Raw genomic sequence first — 15,474 nt, forward strand, 5'->3', positions numbered from 1 at the left:
AATTCAGGAGGAGAGTTTTTCAATGAGAAAAACAGCAAAAATTTTTACCGGTATTATGCTAGTTGCTTCTTTGGCATTAACCGCTTGCGGCGCCAAGAACAATAACGGCGGAAGCAGCAGCAGCCCGAGCACAAGCCCGAGCCCAAGCGCGACGCCTTCTGCGAGTGCAAGCGCGCCTGCGAGCCCAAGCGCAGCTCCTGCCAGCTTCCAAGTCGGTATGGTTACCGACTCCGGTACGATCGACGACAAATCTTTTAACCAAGGTACTTGGGAAGGCGTACAAAAAGCAGCAAAAGACTTAGGTCTTAAAGAAAAATACTTAAAACCTACCGGAACAACTGAAGCGGATTATATGAAAGAAATCGGTAACCTTTTCGATGCCGGCTACAAATTTATTGTAACTCCAGGCTTCAAATTCGAAACTGCAATCTTCAAAGCTCAAGATAAATACCCAGATGCAAAGTTCGTTCTGATAGACGGAGGTCCACATGCCGGCGACTTTAAATATGTCGTGAAGCCGAACACAGTTTCCATCTACTTTGCAGAGCACGAGTCCGGCTACCTCGCCGGTGTTGCAACAGCGCTTCAAGTTAAGGAAGGCGATGTCGGCTTTATCGGCGGTATGGAAATTCCACCGGTTCAGAAATTCAACTGGGGCTTCCAGCAAGGCGTGAAATATGCCAACGATAACCTCGGAACCAAGATCTCCATTAAGAAAGACAACGTCATTTATCAAGGCAGCTTTGACAACGTAGCTGCAGGTTCCCAACTGGCGGCTCAAATGTACGATCGCGGCGTGAAAGTTATCTTCGCAGCAGCTGGCGGCGTAGGCGTCGGTGCGATCAATGAAGCTAAAACACGCGCAAAAGCAGGTAAAGAAGTTTGGATCGTAGGCGTTGACGTCGACCAGTATGCTGACGGCGTTTACGATGGCGACAAATCTGTCATTCTTACTTCTGCGATGAAGAAAATCGACCATGCTGCTTACGATATGATCAAAGCTGAGACAGAAGGAAAATTCCCAGGCGGACAAACATTGATCTTCGATGCTAAAAACGACGGCGTAGGCCTTCCTGTGGAAAATCCGAACCTGACTCCTGAAACGCTTGCGAAAGTGGATGAGGTGTTCAAGAAAATTCAGTCCGGCGAAATTAAAGTCGCTGCTGAACAAGGCGATCTGCTCAAGTAATCGAATAAAAAAAGACGGTTCGACCGTCTTTTTTTGTTCAACAGACACGATAAGTTTAATGCTTATCGTGCCTGTTGAACCAATGTTAATCATCAGGCAGTCCTGAGGTTTTATAGTCGATTTGGTCAACTATTTTGTCCTGTTCAGAGGGAGGAGCATTCCGTGGACTATGTAGTGGAAATGCTGAACATCAGGAAAGAATTTACCGGTATCGTAGCGAATGACGATATCACGATTCGCTTGAAGCGCGGGGAGATTCACGCGTTGCTCGGCGAGAACGGGGCTGGTAAGTCCACGCTGATGAGTATTTTATTCGGCATGTATCAGGCGGATCGCGGTTCCATTAAGGTGAACGGCAAGGAAGTCCGGATATCGAATCCGAACGTTGCCAACCAGATGGGGATCGGCATGGTCCACCAGCATTTCAAGCTGGTGGAGGATTTTACGGTTACAGAGAATATCATTATGGGCAGCGAACCCCGGAAGTGGTTGGGTCTGGTGATGGACACCAGGAAAGCCGGCAAAAAAATTGAAGAGCTTTCCAAACAATACGGTTTAAATGTAGATCCGTACGCCAAAATTGAGGATATTTCGGTCGGTATGCAGCAGCGTGTGGAAATATTAAAGATGCTGTACCGGAAAGCCGAGGTTCTTATATTGGACGAGCCTACCGGTGTATTGACGCCGCAGGAAGTTCAAGAACTGGGCCGCATTATGAAAAATCTTATTAAAGAGGGCAAATCGATCATCTTGATCACCCACAAACTGAAGGAGATCAAAGCTTTTGCCGATCGCTGCACCGTAATCAGACGCGGTAAGACGATCGGTACGGTCGACGTGGCCACAACTAGTGAAGGCGCTATGGCGGAAATGATGGTTGGCCGGCAGGTGTCATTCAAGGTGGAGAAGACCGACAGTGTGCCGGGTGACGTTGTGCTTCAAGTCAAATCGCTGACGGTGAGGAATAGCAAGAAGAGCCTCGCGCTTAATGACTTTTCTTTAGAAGTCCGCGCAGGCGAGATCGTAGGAATTGCCGGCGTCGAAGGCAACGGACAATCAGACTTGGTGGAAGCGATCACCGGACTGCGCAAGGCTGAATCGGGCAGCATCGATCTGAATGGACAAAATATCACTGCAAAGTCGATCCGAGAACGGATTGAAAGCGGGATCGGCCATATACCGGAGGACCGTCAGAAGCGGGGCTTGATTCTCGACTATACGCTGGCTGAGAATATGGTGCTGGAAGTCTATCACCGTGAGCCTTTTTCACGAAAAGGTGTATTGAAGAATTCGGCTATACGGCAGTATGCGAACCGAATTATCGACAGCTTTGACGTCCGTTCCGGAGAAGGAGCTGTTTCGGCTGCCCGATCGCTGTCAGGCGGCAATCAGCAGAAAGCGATCATCGGCCGCGAAATCGAGCGCAATCCGTTATTGCTCATCGCTGTGCAGCCGACCCGCGGACTTGACGTCGGATCCATCGAGTATATCCACAAACGGCTGATCGAGCATCGCGACAACGGTAAAGCCGTGCTGCTCATCTCACTGGAGCTGGATGAAATCATGAACTTGTCTGATCGCATTGCGATCGTGAATCAGGGAGAGTTGATCGGTGTGGTTAACGCTTCCGAAACGAACGAGAACGAAATCGGTTTGATGATGGCCGGCGTCAAAAGGGAGGAAGGCGCATGAACAGAATAGTCGTCTCCTTGGTCGCCGTACTGTTCGGTTTGTTGGCTGGAGCTGTGCTCATGGCGGTAACGGGGCATAACCCGATTACCGGATACTCCTATTTGTTTGAGGGTGGGCTGAAGAATCCGGAGAGGATAGGGAACACGATGGCTACCGCCACGCCGTTGGTCTTCAGCGGCCTCGCAGTAGCATTCGCTTTCCGGACGGGGTTATTTAATATCGGCGTGGCCGGGCAATTGCTGTTCGGCGGTTTCTGCGCGTCTGCGGTCGGTTTGAATTGGGCTCTTCCGAAGCCGCTGCTGCTCATTGTCATGCTGATTGTGGGATTCCTGGGCGGTGCTCTCTGGGCAATTGTTCCCGGTCTCCTGAAGGCCAGATTCAATGTGCACGAGGTAGTCTCGTCCATCATGATGAACTGGGTGGCCTACTGGACTGTTTATTACGCTGTCCCCGCTTACTTGAAGGCGCAATACAGCGAGACGGAATCGGCGCAGCTTCCTGAAGCCGCATCCTTGAAGGTGCCGTTCTTGACGGAGATGTTCGACGGCTCTTTTATCAATCTCGGACTGTTTGTTGCGGTCATTATCGTTCTTGTCGTTGGTTTCATCATTAACAGAACAACGTTCGGCTACGAGCTGAAAGCAGTGGGTCATAACCGGAGCGCAGCCGAATATGCGGGCATTGCCGTGAATCGCAGCATTGTATTCTCGATGGCGATCTCGGGTGGGCTTGCCGGGTTAGGCGGTGTGGCTCTGTATGCCGGCAATGCGTCCAACATTCAGATCGGCGTGCTGCCTTCTCAGGGTTTTGATGGAATTGCCGTTGCCTTGCTTGGAGCAAATACACCTATAGGCGTTTTCTTATCCGCTATGTTTTTTGGATTGTTGTATTCAGGCCGGGGATTTATGAATGCAATGACTGAGATTCCGCCGGAGATCGCGGATTCGATCATCGCCATCATCATTTACTTCGCTGCCACGAGCATTCTGATCGAACGTCTGATCAGATGGTTTATACGTCGTCGAAGAGCGAACACAAAAGCGAGCACGTCACAAGAAGGGAAGGTGGGAATGTAGCATGTGGACAACGATTACGCAAATCACTCCCTACGCCATTATTTTCACCATTCCGCTTCTGATTACGGCGCTCGGCGGACTGTTCAGCGAGCGAAGCGGCGTCGTTAACATCGGCCTTGAAGGACTTATGATCATCGGTGCTTTTTCCGGTGCATTCGTGATTTTCAAAGTAAATGAAATGTGGCCGGACAACCCTTATGTGCTGTGGTTAGGGATACTCGGCGCTCTAGTTGCGGGTGCGTTATTTTCTCTGCTTCATGCTTTTGCAAGCATTAACCTAAGCGCGGATCAGGTCATTAGCGGTACGGCGATTAACATGATTGCCGGAGCGCTTACGATATTTTTAGCGAGGAACATGACGGGCAGCGGAAATATCGAGCTGACCGGTTTTCAGCCGTACAATGTGCCGTACCTTTCCGATATCCCCGTCATAGGGCCATTGCTGTTCACCAAAACGTATGATACGACCTGGTTAATCTTGCTGGTATTAGCAGTTAGCGCCTACATCTTATACTTGACGCCGTTCGGGCTGCGCTTGAGGGCATGCGGGGAGCATCCGCACGCTGCGGAAGCCGCCGGCGTGAACGTGCAGAGAATGCGGTATATCGCCGTTATCATCTCGGGTGCTTTCGCCGGTCTTGGAGGAGCTATTATTACGTTAACCTACGCGGGTCAATTCACCGGCAGCGTGTCGGGTTTAGGATTCTTGGCGTTGGCAGCCCTCATTTTCGGACAATGGAGACCGCTCGGCATTCTTGGGGCAACCTTGTTCTTCGGTATTGCAAGTACCGTCGCTAATGTGTCCCAGGTCATTCCAGAGCTGGCCGTCATTCCACCGGTCATTCTCAAGGTATTCCCGTACGTTGTAACTTTGATCGCACTCATCGTCTTCTCGAAAACCTCCCGAGCACCGAAAGCGGTAGGGGAACCGTACGATTCAGGCAAGCGGTAAACTGATGTTTAGATGTAGAGGTTCTGCGGAGTGTCACTGCAGAACCTCTTTTTTGTGGAAGGACAGTATGCAATGCTGCCGCGCAGTGTCGAAGTGTCGCGTAAGGCGGTTTAGCCGCCTTACAGGCCGCGCACGGAGCTGAACTCACGCTGTAAGACGGTTTAGCCGCCTTATAGACACCGCCGCGCGGAGCCGAAGTGACGCGTAAGGCGGTTTGGCCGCCTTACATGCTGTACGCCGAGCTGAACTCACGCTGTAAGACGGTTTGGCCGCCTTGCAGGCTGTACGCCGAGATGAAATTTGTGCTCTAAGGTCGGCTACCGGACTTAGAGGCTGTTTAGCGAGCTGAAGTTTGTACTGTAAGGCCGATTTGCGAACTTACAGGCTGCCAGGGCTACCGAGCGTGCTGGAGCTGGTTAGCGGACTTATAGTTGCTTCTGGAACCGAATTAAGGCTGTAAGGCGGTATACCCACCTTGCAGGTCGTGCGCGCCTTACAGGCCGCGTCTGAATAAGAAAGGGCTGACCCCGGCAGATGATCTGCTTGGGACAGCCCTTTGTTCATGTTATGATAGCTTAATATTTCACGCCTGGTGTGTATTTGTTGCCGGCGCTCCAGAGCAGGTATTCCTGAACGCCGGAATCGTTCAAGGCTTTGATTTGCGCTTGTACCTGAGCGGCTCCGTACTTCGTGTAGTGGCCTTTGCCGAGCCAGCTTGCCGTGAAATCCTGAATCCAAGGCCTGATGATCGGCTTCTCTTCGCCCAGAGGGGTAAGTTTCTTGTGCGTGTCGTCCATTGCGCCTTTGATTGTCGCATAAGGGGCTCTGTCAGGATCCTTCTGCTTGAACCACCCTGTGCTGTAATGGCTCGGATAAATCATCGGACAAATGACGTCGACGCCTTTGGAAATTTTCACGAAATCTTGACCGATGCCTTCCGCTGCGGGTACCGAAGCCGCATAACCGAAAATATCGACCGATACCCGTACGCCTAGTGGAGACAGCTCTTTTTTGGCTTGCTCCACGAAAGCCGACACGATGTCGACGCGGGATTGTTCATTCTTGGTAAACTTGAGCGAGCTTGCTTTTTTCTCGAAGCCTTCGGGAAAGCGGACATAGTCGAACTGTATTTCCTTAAAGCCTAGCTTAGCGGCCTCTTTGGCAATTTCGATGTTGTAATCCCACACCTCTGTGCGGTAAGGATTAACAAATCGGTCGCCGCCGCCGTTTTGCCACACCGAACCGTTCTTAGTTACGAAGGAGAGGTCCGGACGTTTTTTGGCCAAAATGCTGTCTTTAAATACCACGATTCTGGCAATCGGATAAATTTTATGCTGTTCCAGTGTCGCCATCGTCTTGCCGATATCCTTGATGAAAGGCTGCGGATGCCCCAGTTGCTTCAATTTCTCATTATCCGTCTTGTATGTTATGTAGCCTTCGTCATCCTTAATGTCGATAACCATGGAATTCAGTTCTGTTTTATCGAGCAAATCGATGAGACTCGCCATTCTTGAACCGCCTGCACTGTATGCCGTTACATAGATACCTTTAACCGTCGGCGCATCCTTCTGAGGATCGCCGGAAGCGGTTTGCTGTTCTGCGCTGCCTGAATCTGCGATTTGTTGATGGGACGCGTTGGCCGCATTGTTCCACATCTTGCCTATTGAACTTGCATCTTGCTGCGGTCCGCTGATCGCCGAGTTAAGAAGCAGGAACAGCGTGAAAATAATATCCATGTTTTTCTCTCCCTATAAGCTCTGTAAGAAGATTATAAACGAGTACAGAGGGTTCAAACACGGGTATTTTGTAGTGTTTTGTAGAATTTTGCCGGGACATTATAAAATTTTTTCTTATATTTCTAATGTATTCTCCACCCAAGGATTCATGAATTTATGACTAACCCATATGCCGGCGAAAAGAGCCAATGACTTCGACCGTCGGCACGATGTTAACGAAAGCTTTCGGATCGATCTCTTTAACTAATCTTTTCAGTTCGGCCAGCTCATAACGGGTGGTAACCGTCATGAGCAAATCCCTCTGCTCGCTGGTGTATGCGCCTGTTGTTTGGATAATGGTAACCCCGCGCGGGATTTGCATCAGGCGTTGGCGGAGCTCCTGCGATTGATTGGTCACAATAAGAGCAGTCACCTTAAGATGGGGGGTATGCATCATGTCGATCACTCTTCCCGTTAAATAGATGGAGAGCATAGAATAGAGAGCGGCATTCCAGTCTTTTTGCATAACACCCAAGGTAACAATGACAAAAGTATTCAAGACGACTGTCAGAATTCCGATAGGAACGTCGCGATAACGGGTAATAATGGCTGCGAGGATGTCGAAGCCGCCCGAAGATCCTCCATATCGAAAAGTTACAGCCGTGCCGAGTCCGACGAGCACTCCGCCGAATACGGCCGCCAGCAATCGATCGTTTGTGATATCCATCAGGGGTATGAATTGCAGAAATACTGTGGTCGCCACAACCGTCACCATGCTGAGAGCAATGAAACGTAAACCTAAAGCCCGGTACCCCCAGAGCAGAATCGGAACATTCAGGGCAAAATACAACCAGCCGATATTCCACCCGCTCAAGTATCCGACGACCATAGCCACGCCGGACACGCCGCTGCTGAGCAGCTGCTGGGGGATGAGCAGCATCTTGAAGCCGCAGGCGACTAATGCGGCACTGATTATCATTAAAAATACGGGTCCGAGTGCGGAAATTCTCTTCATCACATAGCGCTCCTTTTGACAGCATGGAACAAGTATAACGTTAACGTTCCCATGGGAAAAAGATGTCATCCTTAATTGGTCCGTTTTTCCCTGTGCTGGAGTTTACAAACAGGTTTGTGCTATAATGAACTGATTATTTTTTTGGAAGCCGTACTTTCTAGGCCCAACAAGAAGGAGATTGAAAAAGTTTGAGTACATTTGCAGAGTTTGGTTTGGAGCCCGACGTACTTCAAGCCATATCGGAGATGGGGTTTGAAGAGGCGACGCCAATCCAAGCGAAAGCGATTCCTGTCGCCATCGCAGGCAAGGATATGATCGGTCAAGCGCAGACTGGTACAGGTAAAACCGCCGCGTTCGGTATTCCCCTGATCAGTAACATTGACGCTAAGGAAGATCGTATCGTGGCGTTAATCATGGCGCCAACACGCGAGCTGGCCATTCAGGTGGCTGAAGAAATCGAGAAGCTTGGACGTTTCAAGGGACTTCGTTCCTTGGCTATATATGGCGGTCAAGACATCTCACGTCAAATCCGGTCATTGAGACGGAAGCCGCAGATCATTATCGGAACACCCGGTCGTTTGCTGGACCACATTAACCGCAAGACCATCAAGCTTGACGATGTTCGCACCGTTGTATTGGATGAAGCGGACGAAATGCTGGACATGGGCTTTATGGAAGATATCCAATCCATCCTGAGCCTTGTTCCCGATGAACGCCAGACATTGCTGTTCTCGGCGACCATGCCGGCGAACATCCAGAAGCTTGCGCAGAAATTTTTGAGGAATCCGGAACATATCTCCGTTATTCCTAAGCAAGTCAGTGCGCCTTCGATCCAACAATTCTACATTGAAGTGCAGGAACGGATGAAATTCGACGGCCTGTGCCGTTTGCTGGACATGGAGCCTCCTGAGCTTGCAATCATTTTCGGCCGTACGAAGCGCCGCGTAGCGGAGTTGTCGGAAGCGTTGATGAAGCGCGGCTATGCCGTCGACGGACTGCATGGCGACCTGTCGCAGAACCAGCGCGACACCGTTATGCGCAAGTTCCGTGACGGAAGCATCGATGTATTGGTGGCGACGGACGTAGCGGCGCGCGGTTTGGATGTATCCGGCGTAACACACGTTATCAACTTCGACTTGCCGCAGGATCCGGAAAGCTATGTGCACCGGATCGGCCGGACGGGCCGCGCGGGTAAAGAAGGAACGTCCTGGACGTTCGTTACTCCGCGTGAAACGGATCACCTGCATTTGATCGAGAAGGTTACACGCCACCGTATCGCCAAGAAGGCTCTGCCTACCATATCCGAAGCGATGGAAGGCAAGCAGAAGCTGATGGCCGAGCGAGTGATGGAGGTCATCAAGAGCGAAGAGGACGTCACCGAATACAAATGGGTGGCTATGCAGCTGTTGGAGCAATACGATTCCGTCCAACTGCTTGCGGCGGCAATGAAGCTGCTCACTGGAGACAAGAAAGACGTTAACGTAGCCCTTACGCCTGAAGATCCGATTCGCTCGAAGAGACGGAAGTTCGACGGCAATCGCGGTCCCGGCGGAGGCGGCGGTTACGGAAGCGGCGGGCGCAGATATGGCGGCGGCAGCGGTCAAACCGGCGGAGCTTATCGCCAGGGACAAGGCCGCTCGGATTCTCGCGGCGGTTCGACTTATGGCGGGCAGCAACGGAAACCGTATAATGGCGGACCCCGAGGCAGCAGCAGCACCAGCAGCACAACATCACGCGATGACAGCTATCGCGAGGGCAATCGCGGGGGGCGTAACGAGCGCCGCGATGAGGGAAGAAACAGCCGTTCCCAGAGCGAAGACTACGTGAACATCTAAATATTACTCGACTCCATCAGGGAGGACATATACCCCATGGAAATGCGGGGATTGATGGGCGGCTTTTACCGGCTGTCCGAATGGATTATGAGACTGTCGGTCACGAACCTTTTGTGGCTGTTCACCTCTCTGCCGTTTTGGCTGCTCGTGTTCACCTTGTTTATTCCAGGAGCCGTTGCTCAGTGGCAAGCGACAACGGTCATACTGGCAATACTAGCACCTTTTACTTTATTTCCGGCGACCTCGGCTATGTTCTCGGTCGCCCGGAAATGGGTGCTTGGGGACACGGACGTGCCGCTGCTTCGGACATTCTTCAAAAGCTACAAGCAGAATTTCCTGCAGGCGATGATCGGCGGAATTTTGTATGCCGCATTGTTCGCGATACTGATCATCGACTTTCAAGTGTATTGGAAGCAAATCACGCAGTTTCAAGTGATCGCTTACCTGTTTCTGGCGTTGATGCTGCTGATGTTGATCTCACTGCTGCATTTTTTCTCTCTGCTGTCTCATTTTCATATGAAGACAGCGCAGCTGCTGAAGAATGCGCTCATTTTGACAATCGGCCGTCCCGTTCGTTCTCTTATGATGGCCGTCGGGGTAGCAGCCGTACTGTTTCTAAGCGTGAAGTTCCCGTTTCTCATCCCGTTTTTCTTCGGAAGCATGATCGCAGTGTACACTTTCTACAACTTTAATCTGATCATCCAGAAGATGATGCTGCTTAAAGACGCTGCAGATGAGGCAAATGCCGAAGATGCAACGGACGAAGGTAAAGACAACCAGCATATCCAGACTTAGATGATTTACTTTTACGCTCAGTCTGCTTATAATTAAACTATTCCTGCGATGTACGTGACGGCGTTTTATTGTTTTGAACCAATGTTTGTTTCAAGGGAGCTTTATATTGCCAACCGGCTGACATGCCCCCGAAAAGGGACGTCAAAAGCTTGGCTGCGGGCACCCACCTGCTAAAGCAGGTTCAGAAACATGCACGTCGAACGGCATAAGCGGGTTTTTTTTGTTTACTTACCCTTTAATCCCCGGGTCAAGCGTGGTAAGATTATTGGTAGCGCGAATGGCACCCGGAGGGAGAGAGAGCATTGCTGAAGCGAGTGCTGGTCGGATTAATCCGCAGCCACGAACATACGAGTGACAAAGCGAAAGATCCCAAGCTGAAGTCTCATTATTATCGGCTTACAAGAGACCGGGCATGGGAAGAAGTAACCTCGATCTTGAAGAAAATGCAAGGGTACCGGGTATTGCATGAAGTGCCGACGGTTGGCGAAATTGTAATGGAGAAAAAAACAATTTCCGGCCGCACGATGGATATCACCATTCAGATCGTCAGCGAATCACCGGGCAGTACGGCCATCGACATCTATTCGGCCTCCCGCGGATCTCTCGGAGATCTGGGCGCGAACTACCGGATCATCCAGGAAATTTATAGTATTTTGGATCGGAAGCTTGCTTCCTACAAATCCTGAATAAATGTCAAAAAGCGAGCAAGGCGGCTGCCTTACTCGCTTTTTTTGTAGCTCTTGCAAATTAAATTAGCTGCTTAGCCGCCGAAATAGCCGATTCATAATCCGGATGTTCGGTCATTTCCTTAAGTACTTCTACATAAGTGATTTTATCGTTGGTATCCAGTACGAAGATGGCTCTCATGTCAAGGTGCACTTCCTTGATGAATACGCCGTAAGCCTTGCCGAAGCTGTTCTCTTTGTAGTCGGAGAGCAATACGACACGATCTACGCCGGCAGCTGCGCACCAGCGGGCTTGAGCCATTGGCAGATCCGCACTTACGGTTATGATGACGACATTATCGCCCAGCTTGGACGCCTCTTCATTGAAACGGCGGGTTTGCGCATCGCAAACGCCGGTATCGATCGAGGGAACGACACTGATCAGTTTCACTTTGCCTGCGAAGTCTTTGAGTGAAGAAGTTTCGAGCAAGTTCTTGTTGAGAGTAAAATCAGGTGCCGAATCTCCGGGTTTGAGCTCTGGCCCAACCAGAGTGATGGGGTTCCCTTTCAATGCTGCTTGACGTTCTTGGGACATGAATTTGTTCCTCCTTCATTGATAAGACTTAACCTATTCATTATAATCTTTAGCGAAGACCCTTGTCCAATCGCTGAAATCGACGGAAGAGGGCACGGAAGGGGCTATCATATTGGAACTGCGGCAGCTGCAATATTTTGTTCAAGTAGCTAAGCTACAGCATGTTACTAAGGCGGCGGAGGCGCTGCATGTCGCCCAATCGGCGGTCAGCAGGCAAATTCACCGGCTGGAAGAAGAACTGGGCGTCAGGCTCTTTATGCAAAAAGGAAGAAACGTCCAGCTCACACCGATCGGGCAGTTATTTCTGAGGCGTGCGGAAGCGATATTATCCGATCTGGATCGTTCTGTCATGGAGATTCAAGAATTTCTGGATCCGGAGGTCGGCGAAATTCGTCTCGGCTTCCCGCATAGTCTGGGCATTCACCTGGTTCCGCAGGCGGTTGCGGCGTTCCGCAAGCTCCACCCGAACGTTAAGTTCCGTTTTCGGCAGGGGATGTTCGCTTCCCTCATCCGCGATGTCATTGAAGCGGAGGTGGATCTTGCCTTTATCTCTCCGTACCCGGACAAGAATGAAAATGTGAGCGGTGAAGTCGTCCTCACCGAAGAGTTGTTTGCCATACTGCCGGAGAGTCATCCTTTGGCGCTGGAGAATTCCATTCGTCTCATCGATCTGAAGGACGAGAACTTCGTATTGTTCAATTCGGGGTATTCACTGCGAATGCTCGTCGTCGATGCTTGCAAGGAGGCCGGGTTTACACCGAAAATTGCGTTCGAGAGCGAAGAGACGGACACCATTCGCGGCCTGGTTGCCGCAGGTATGGGAGTGAGTCTCCTGCCGGAGATGGCGCTTTTCCAGACCAGCTCTATGATGCCGGCATCCGTTAAAGTGACGGAACCGCATGTGACCCGGACAATCGGTCTGATCAGACGCGCAGGGGAGAAGAAGCCGGCGATGGTCGTGCAAATGTTCCACAGTTTCTTGCTGGAATTCTTTAAAAACCAATACAAAACCCGATGAGACCGGGATGCCGCTAGGGGCCTCAGTACCTTAACTCCCGCATCAGCAAACAAAAAACCCGCCGGAGCTTCATGCTCCGGCGGGTTTCGTATTTCATCCGTTATTCGTCCCTGCTGCTCGTGAAGATCATGATGTACTTGATCAGCTCGAGAAGCGAGATAAGGGCTGCGGCAACATACGTCAATGCTGCGGCATTCAATACTTTGGCTACGCCGCGTTCTTCGTCATTCGTAATGAAGCCTTCCGCGATCATGAGATTGCGTGCGCGAGAGCTGGCATTGAACTCTACGGGCAGCGTGACGAGCTGGAAAGCTACGGCTGCCGCGAAGAAAATGACGCCGGCCAGAATCAAGTTTGCGGCTTGGAATATAAAACCTGCAATCAGCAGAAACGGAGCCGCTCCTGAGGCGAAACGCACCACTGGGAACATGCGATGCCGCAATACCAGCATCGAGTAGCTTTGAGCATGCTGAATGGCGTGACCGACCTCATGACAGGCAACGGAAACCGCTGAGATGGAATTTTCATAATAGACCGGTTCGGACAAACGTACAACCCTGTGTATCGGATCATAGTGGTCGCTGAGAACGCCGGGCACCGGTTCAATCGGAACATCCTGCAGCCCGTTACGGTCGAGCATTCTGCGAGCTGCGTCATAGCCGGTCATACCGCTCATCGTCCGTACCTCCGACCAACGGTTAAACGTGCCTTTCACCCGAAACTGAGCCCACAAGGCAAGGAAGAAAGCAGGAATGATCAGTAAGTCCATAGGGTGAAACCAAATAGGCATTTTCATTTCCTCCATATAGTGAAATAAATTTGTCTTCTTATTTACATCAAATTACTTTTGCTCAAAAGCAGAAGCAGCGCTTCCACGCATGCCGCCGTCTGGGGAGTGAGCGCCCGGAACAGCCGCTTGGCTTGTTGGGGCTTCAGCTGATCCAGCACCGGCTCGAGTTCCTTGACTTCGCGCTCCAGCTGGGTCAAATGACTCTGCAGCTCGGTAAGCTTCCGGCTAATCTCCTGGTCGTGTGTGACCCTGTCCCATGAGGACAGCTGCTCCTGGATTTCTTCCAGGGAGAACTTTTGAGCTTTCAATATTTCTATACGGCGAATTCGGCTTAAGGTTTCATCGTCATACAGCCGGTAATTTCCGGTAGAACGTTTGGCCGGCGCCAACAGCCCGAGTCCCGTGTAATAATCAATGGTTCGAGGGCTCACACCGGCCAAATCGGCAAGCTCGCCGATCCGGTACAGTCGCGGCCCATTCAGGGATCCCTTTGCCACCGATCTCACCTTTCTTTCATCTCTATGCTCTATAAATCCTACCTTTATCATACTCATGCCGAACCATACAGTCAAACGTGATGCTTTCATTTTAATTAAAATAGATAAATCTCGTGTTATGTATGTGTTAGGTTAATATAAATTTTACAGTTTAGGATCGTTTTTTGTTGTCAAATTCTTCGTACCTGACTATAATGACAATAAGTCTTTCTTAATATGTGAGGAAATATAACATTAGAGGAGTGGTTGTAGTGATTAAAAAGACTTTAATAGCCGTGGGTGCGCTTCTGATCCTGTTCCCGACCATGGCGTTCGCGGAAGATCCTTCGGCCGCTCAACTTAACATGGGGCTTAATGCATTATGGATCATGATGGCGGGTGTATTGGTTCTCCTTATGCAAGGCGGGTTTATTTTACTGGAAACCGGCTCTACGCGCATGAAGAACGCAGGTCATGTGGCAGGTAAGACAATCTTTACGGTAGGCTTATGTTCCTTGGTTTACTGGGCTGTCGGTTACGGCTTTACGTTCGGCGGCGATGCAGGAGAAGTGTTGAACAAATTCATCGGCATCGGCAGCTTCTTGTTCGAGCCCGGCTTAGCGGCAGGCGAAGGCGAGAATTATCCGTCCTCCATATTCTTCGTGTTCCAATTGGCCTTCGCTGCCGTGTCCTTGTCGATCGCATGGGGCGGGTTTGCCGAGAGGGCTAAATTATCCGTCTATCTGATTTTTACCGTCGTATTCTCCGCTGTTATTTATCCTGTTATCGCTCATTGGATCTGGGGCGGCGGGTGGCTGGCGGCAGACGGCGCTCAAGACTTTGCAGGTTCAACGGTCGTTCACCTCACCGGCGCTATGGCGGCCCTGGCAGCAACAATCTTACTTAAGCCAAGGATCGGCAAGTTCAACAAAGACGGCTCTGTCAATGAAATTCTCGGACATAACCAGGTGTACACCGCACTCGGCGTACTTCTTCTGTGGGTCGGCTGGTTCGGTTTTAACGCGGGCAGCTGGCTGGCGGTAGGCGACGGATTCTTCGGCTTTGTCGCTTTTAATACGCAGCTGGGGGCGGCCGGAGGCGCTGTGGCAGCCATGCTGATCGCTTGGATGTTGACCGGCAAGGCGGATATTACATCCATGCTGAACGGCGCGTTGGCCGGTCTCGTTGCCATCACGGCGTCATGCGCTTACGTGGATCCATGGGCTGCGGTGGTCATCGGCCTGATTGCCGGAGTTCTCGTTTTTTTCAGCGCGAAATTTTTCGAGAAAATGAAAATCGACGATCCGATTTATGCTCTGTCGGTGCATGGGGCGGCAGGAGTCTGGGGCACGTTGGCGAATGGTTTCTTTGCAACGGAGGAATTAGTGACCAAAGTCGGCATCGGCCAACCCGGTTTGTTTTACGGCGGCGGTGCTCAGCAGCTGTGGGTGCAATTCGAATCCGTCGTCGTTTGCGGCGCATTCGCATTCGCTGCGGCCTTCGGGGTGCTGTGGATCGTCAAGCGGATGTTCGGTCTTCGTGTCACCGAAGAGCAGGAAATTATCGGGCTGGACTTGAGCGAGCACGGAAGCTACGGGTATCCGGAGCAGATGAAAAAGACGGGCATGTCGGCATAATCAAGCGGCTTGCCCCGCATGTTC

General features: G+C 51.0%; 14 protein-coding genes and 1 other RNA gene. 10 read left to right on the top strand and 5 right to left on the bottom strand.

What is annotated here, in order from left to right:
• Positions 1 to 22: 22 nt before the first annotated feature.
• The 4 genes from SD71_RS04260 to SD71_RS04275 all read left to right on the top strand — a co-directional run bounded on the left by SD71_RS04260 (position 23) and on the right by SD71_RS04275 (position 4,909).
• Entirely contained in the window at positions 23 to 1,189 is a 1,167-nt protein-coding gene (locus SD71_RS04260; RefSeq protein ID WP_235426985.1) for a BMP family lipoprotein, read from the top strand.
• A 162-nt stretch (positions 1,190 to 1,351) separates the two neighbouring features.
• On the top strand, positions 1,352 to 2,881 hold the full coding sequence (locus SD71_RS04265) for an ABC transporter ATP-binding protein (RefSeq protein ID WP_041060133.1): 1,530 nt from the start codon (positions 1,352 to 1,354) through the stop codon (positions 2,879 to 2,881).
• On the top strand, positions 2,878 to 3,957 hold the full coding sequence (locus tag SD71_RS04270) for an ABC transporter permease (protein WP_041060138.1): 1,080 nt from the start codon (positions 2,878 to 2,880) through the stop codon (positions 3,955 to 3,957). The genes SD71_RS04265 and SD71_RS04270 overlap by 4 nt, the downstream gene beginning before the upstream one ends.
• A 1-nt stretch (position 3,958) precedes the next feature.
• On the top strand, positions 3,959 to 4,909 hold the full coding sequence (locus SD71_RS04275; RefSeq protein ID WP_041060141.1) for an ABC transporter permease: 951 nt from the start codon (positions 3,959 to 3,961) through the stop codon (positions 4,907 to 4,909).
• 575 nt (positions 4,910 to 5,484) lie between these two features.
• Here SD71_RS04275 and SD71_RS04280 read toward each other — a convergent pair.
• Complete coding sequence (locus SD71_RS04280) at positions 5,485 to 6,645, bottom strand: putative glycoside hydrolase (protein WP_041060143.1); 1,161 nt, start codon at positions 6,643 to 6,645, stop codon at positions 5,485 to 5,487.
• 160 nt (positions 6,646 to 6,805) lie between these two features.
• Complete coding sequence (locus tag SD71_RS04285) at positions 6,806 to 7,639, bottom strand: YitT family protein (RefSeq protein ID WP_052475935.1); 834 nt, start codon at positions 7,637 to 7,639, stop codon at positions 6,806 to 6,808.
• A 188-nt stretch (positions 7,640 to 7,827) separates the two neighbouring features.
• On the opposite strand from SD71_RS04285, the gene SD71_RS04290 reads away from it, so the two are divergent.
• The 4 genes from SD71_RS04290 (at position 7,828) to SD71_RS04300 (ending at position 10,955) form a co-directional block, all read left to right on the top strand.
• Complete coding sequence (locus SD71_RS04290; protein WP_041060146.1) at positions 7,828 to 9,474, top strand: DEAD/DEAH box helicase; 1,647 nt, start codon at positions 7,828 to 7,830, stop codon at positions 9,472 to 9,474.
• Between the two features lie 36 nt (positions 9,475 to 9,510).
• Positions 9,511 to 10,269: a YesL family protein gene (locus SD71_RS04295; protein ID WP_041060150.1), complete on the top strand. Its 759-nt coding sequence runs from the start codon at positions 9,511 to 9,513 to the stop codon at positions 10,267 to 10,269.
• A gap of 37 nt (positions 10,270 to 10,306) precedes the next feature.
• Positions 10,307 to 10,489, top strand: a non-coding RNA gene (gene ssrS, locus SD71_RS22860) — 6S RNA.
• A gap of 82 nt (positions 10,490 to 10,571) precedes the next feature.
• A complete protein-coding gene (locus tag SD71_RS04300) occupies positions 10,572 to 10,955 on the top strand; it encodes a DUF1499 domain-containing protein (RefSeq protein WP_041060153.1) in 384 nt (127 codons plus the stop codon).
• Positions 10,956 to 11,016: 61 nt separating this feature from the next.
• On the opposite strand, the gene tpx is transcribed toward SD71_RS04300, so the two are convergent.
• On the bottom strand, positions 11,017 to 11,529 hold the full coding sequence (tpx, locus tag SD71_RS04305) for a thiol peroxidase (protein ID WP_041060156.1): 513 nt from the start codon (positions 11,527 to 11,529) through the stop codon (positions 11,017 to 11,019).
• 112 nt (positions 11,530 to 11,641) lie between these two features.
• Here tpx and SD71_RS04310 point away from each other — a divergent pair, with 112 nt between their 5' ends.
• Positions 11,642 to 12,547, top strand: coding sequence for a LysR family transcriptional regulator (locus tag SD71_RS04310; protein ID WP_041060160.1), 906 nt, complete (start codon positions 11,642 to 11,644; stop codon positions 12,545 to 12,547).
• 100 nt (positions 12,548 to 12,647) lie between these two features.
• On the opposite strand, the gene SD71_RS04315 is transcribed toward SD71_RS04310, so the two are convergent.
• Together SD71_RS04315 and SD71_RS04320 are read right to left on the bottom strand one after the other, a co-directional pair.
• Positions 12,648 to 13,337, bottom strand: coding sequence for a zinc metallopeptidase (locus SD71_RS04315; protein ID WP_200889553.1), 690 nt, complete (start codon positions 13,335 to 13,337; stop codon positions 12,648 to 12,650).
• Between the two features lie 41 nt (positions 13,338 to 13,378).
• Positions 13,379 to 13,834 (bottom strand): MerR family transcriptional regulator, encoded by a 456-nt coding sequence (locus SD71_RS04320; RefSeq protein ID WP_235426986.1) that lies wholly within the window; start codon positions 13,832 to 13,834, stop codon positions 13,379 to 13,381.
• Between the two features lie 251 nt (positions 13,835 to 14,085).
• Here SD71_RS04320 and SD71_RS04325 point away from each other — a divergent pair, with 251 nt between their 5' ends.
• Positions 14,086 to 15,450 carry an ammonium transporter gene (locus SD71_RS04325; RefSeq protein WP_041060162.1) on the top strand — a complete coding sequence of 455 codons (1,365 nt, stop codon included), beginning with the start codon at positions 14,086 to 14,088 and terminating at the stop codon, positions 15,448 to 15,450.
• Positions 15,451 to 15,474 lie beyond the last annotated feature (24 nt).

This window comes from Cohnella kolymensis (assembly GCF_000829465.1).
GTDB classification, from domain to species: Bacteria; Bacillota; Bacilli; order Paenibacillales; family Paenibacillaceae; genus Cohnella; species Cohnella kolymensis.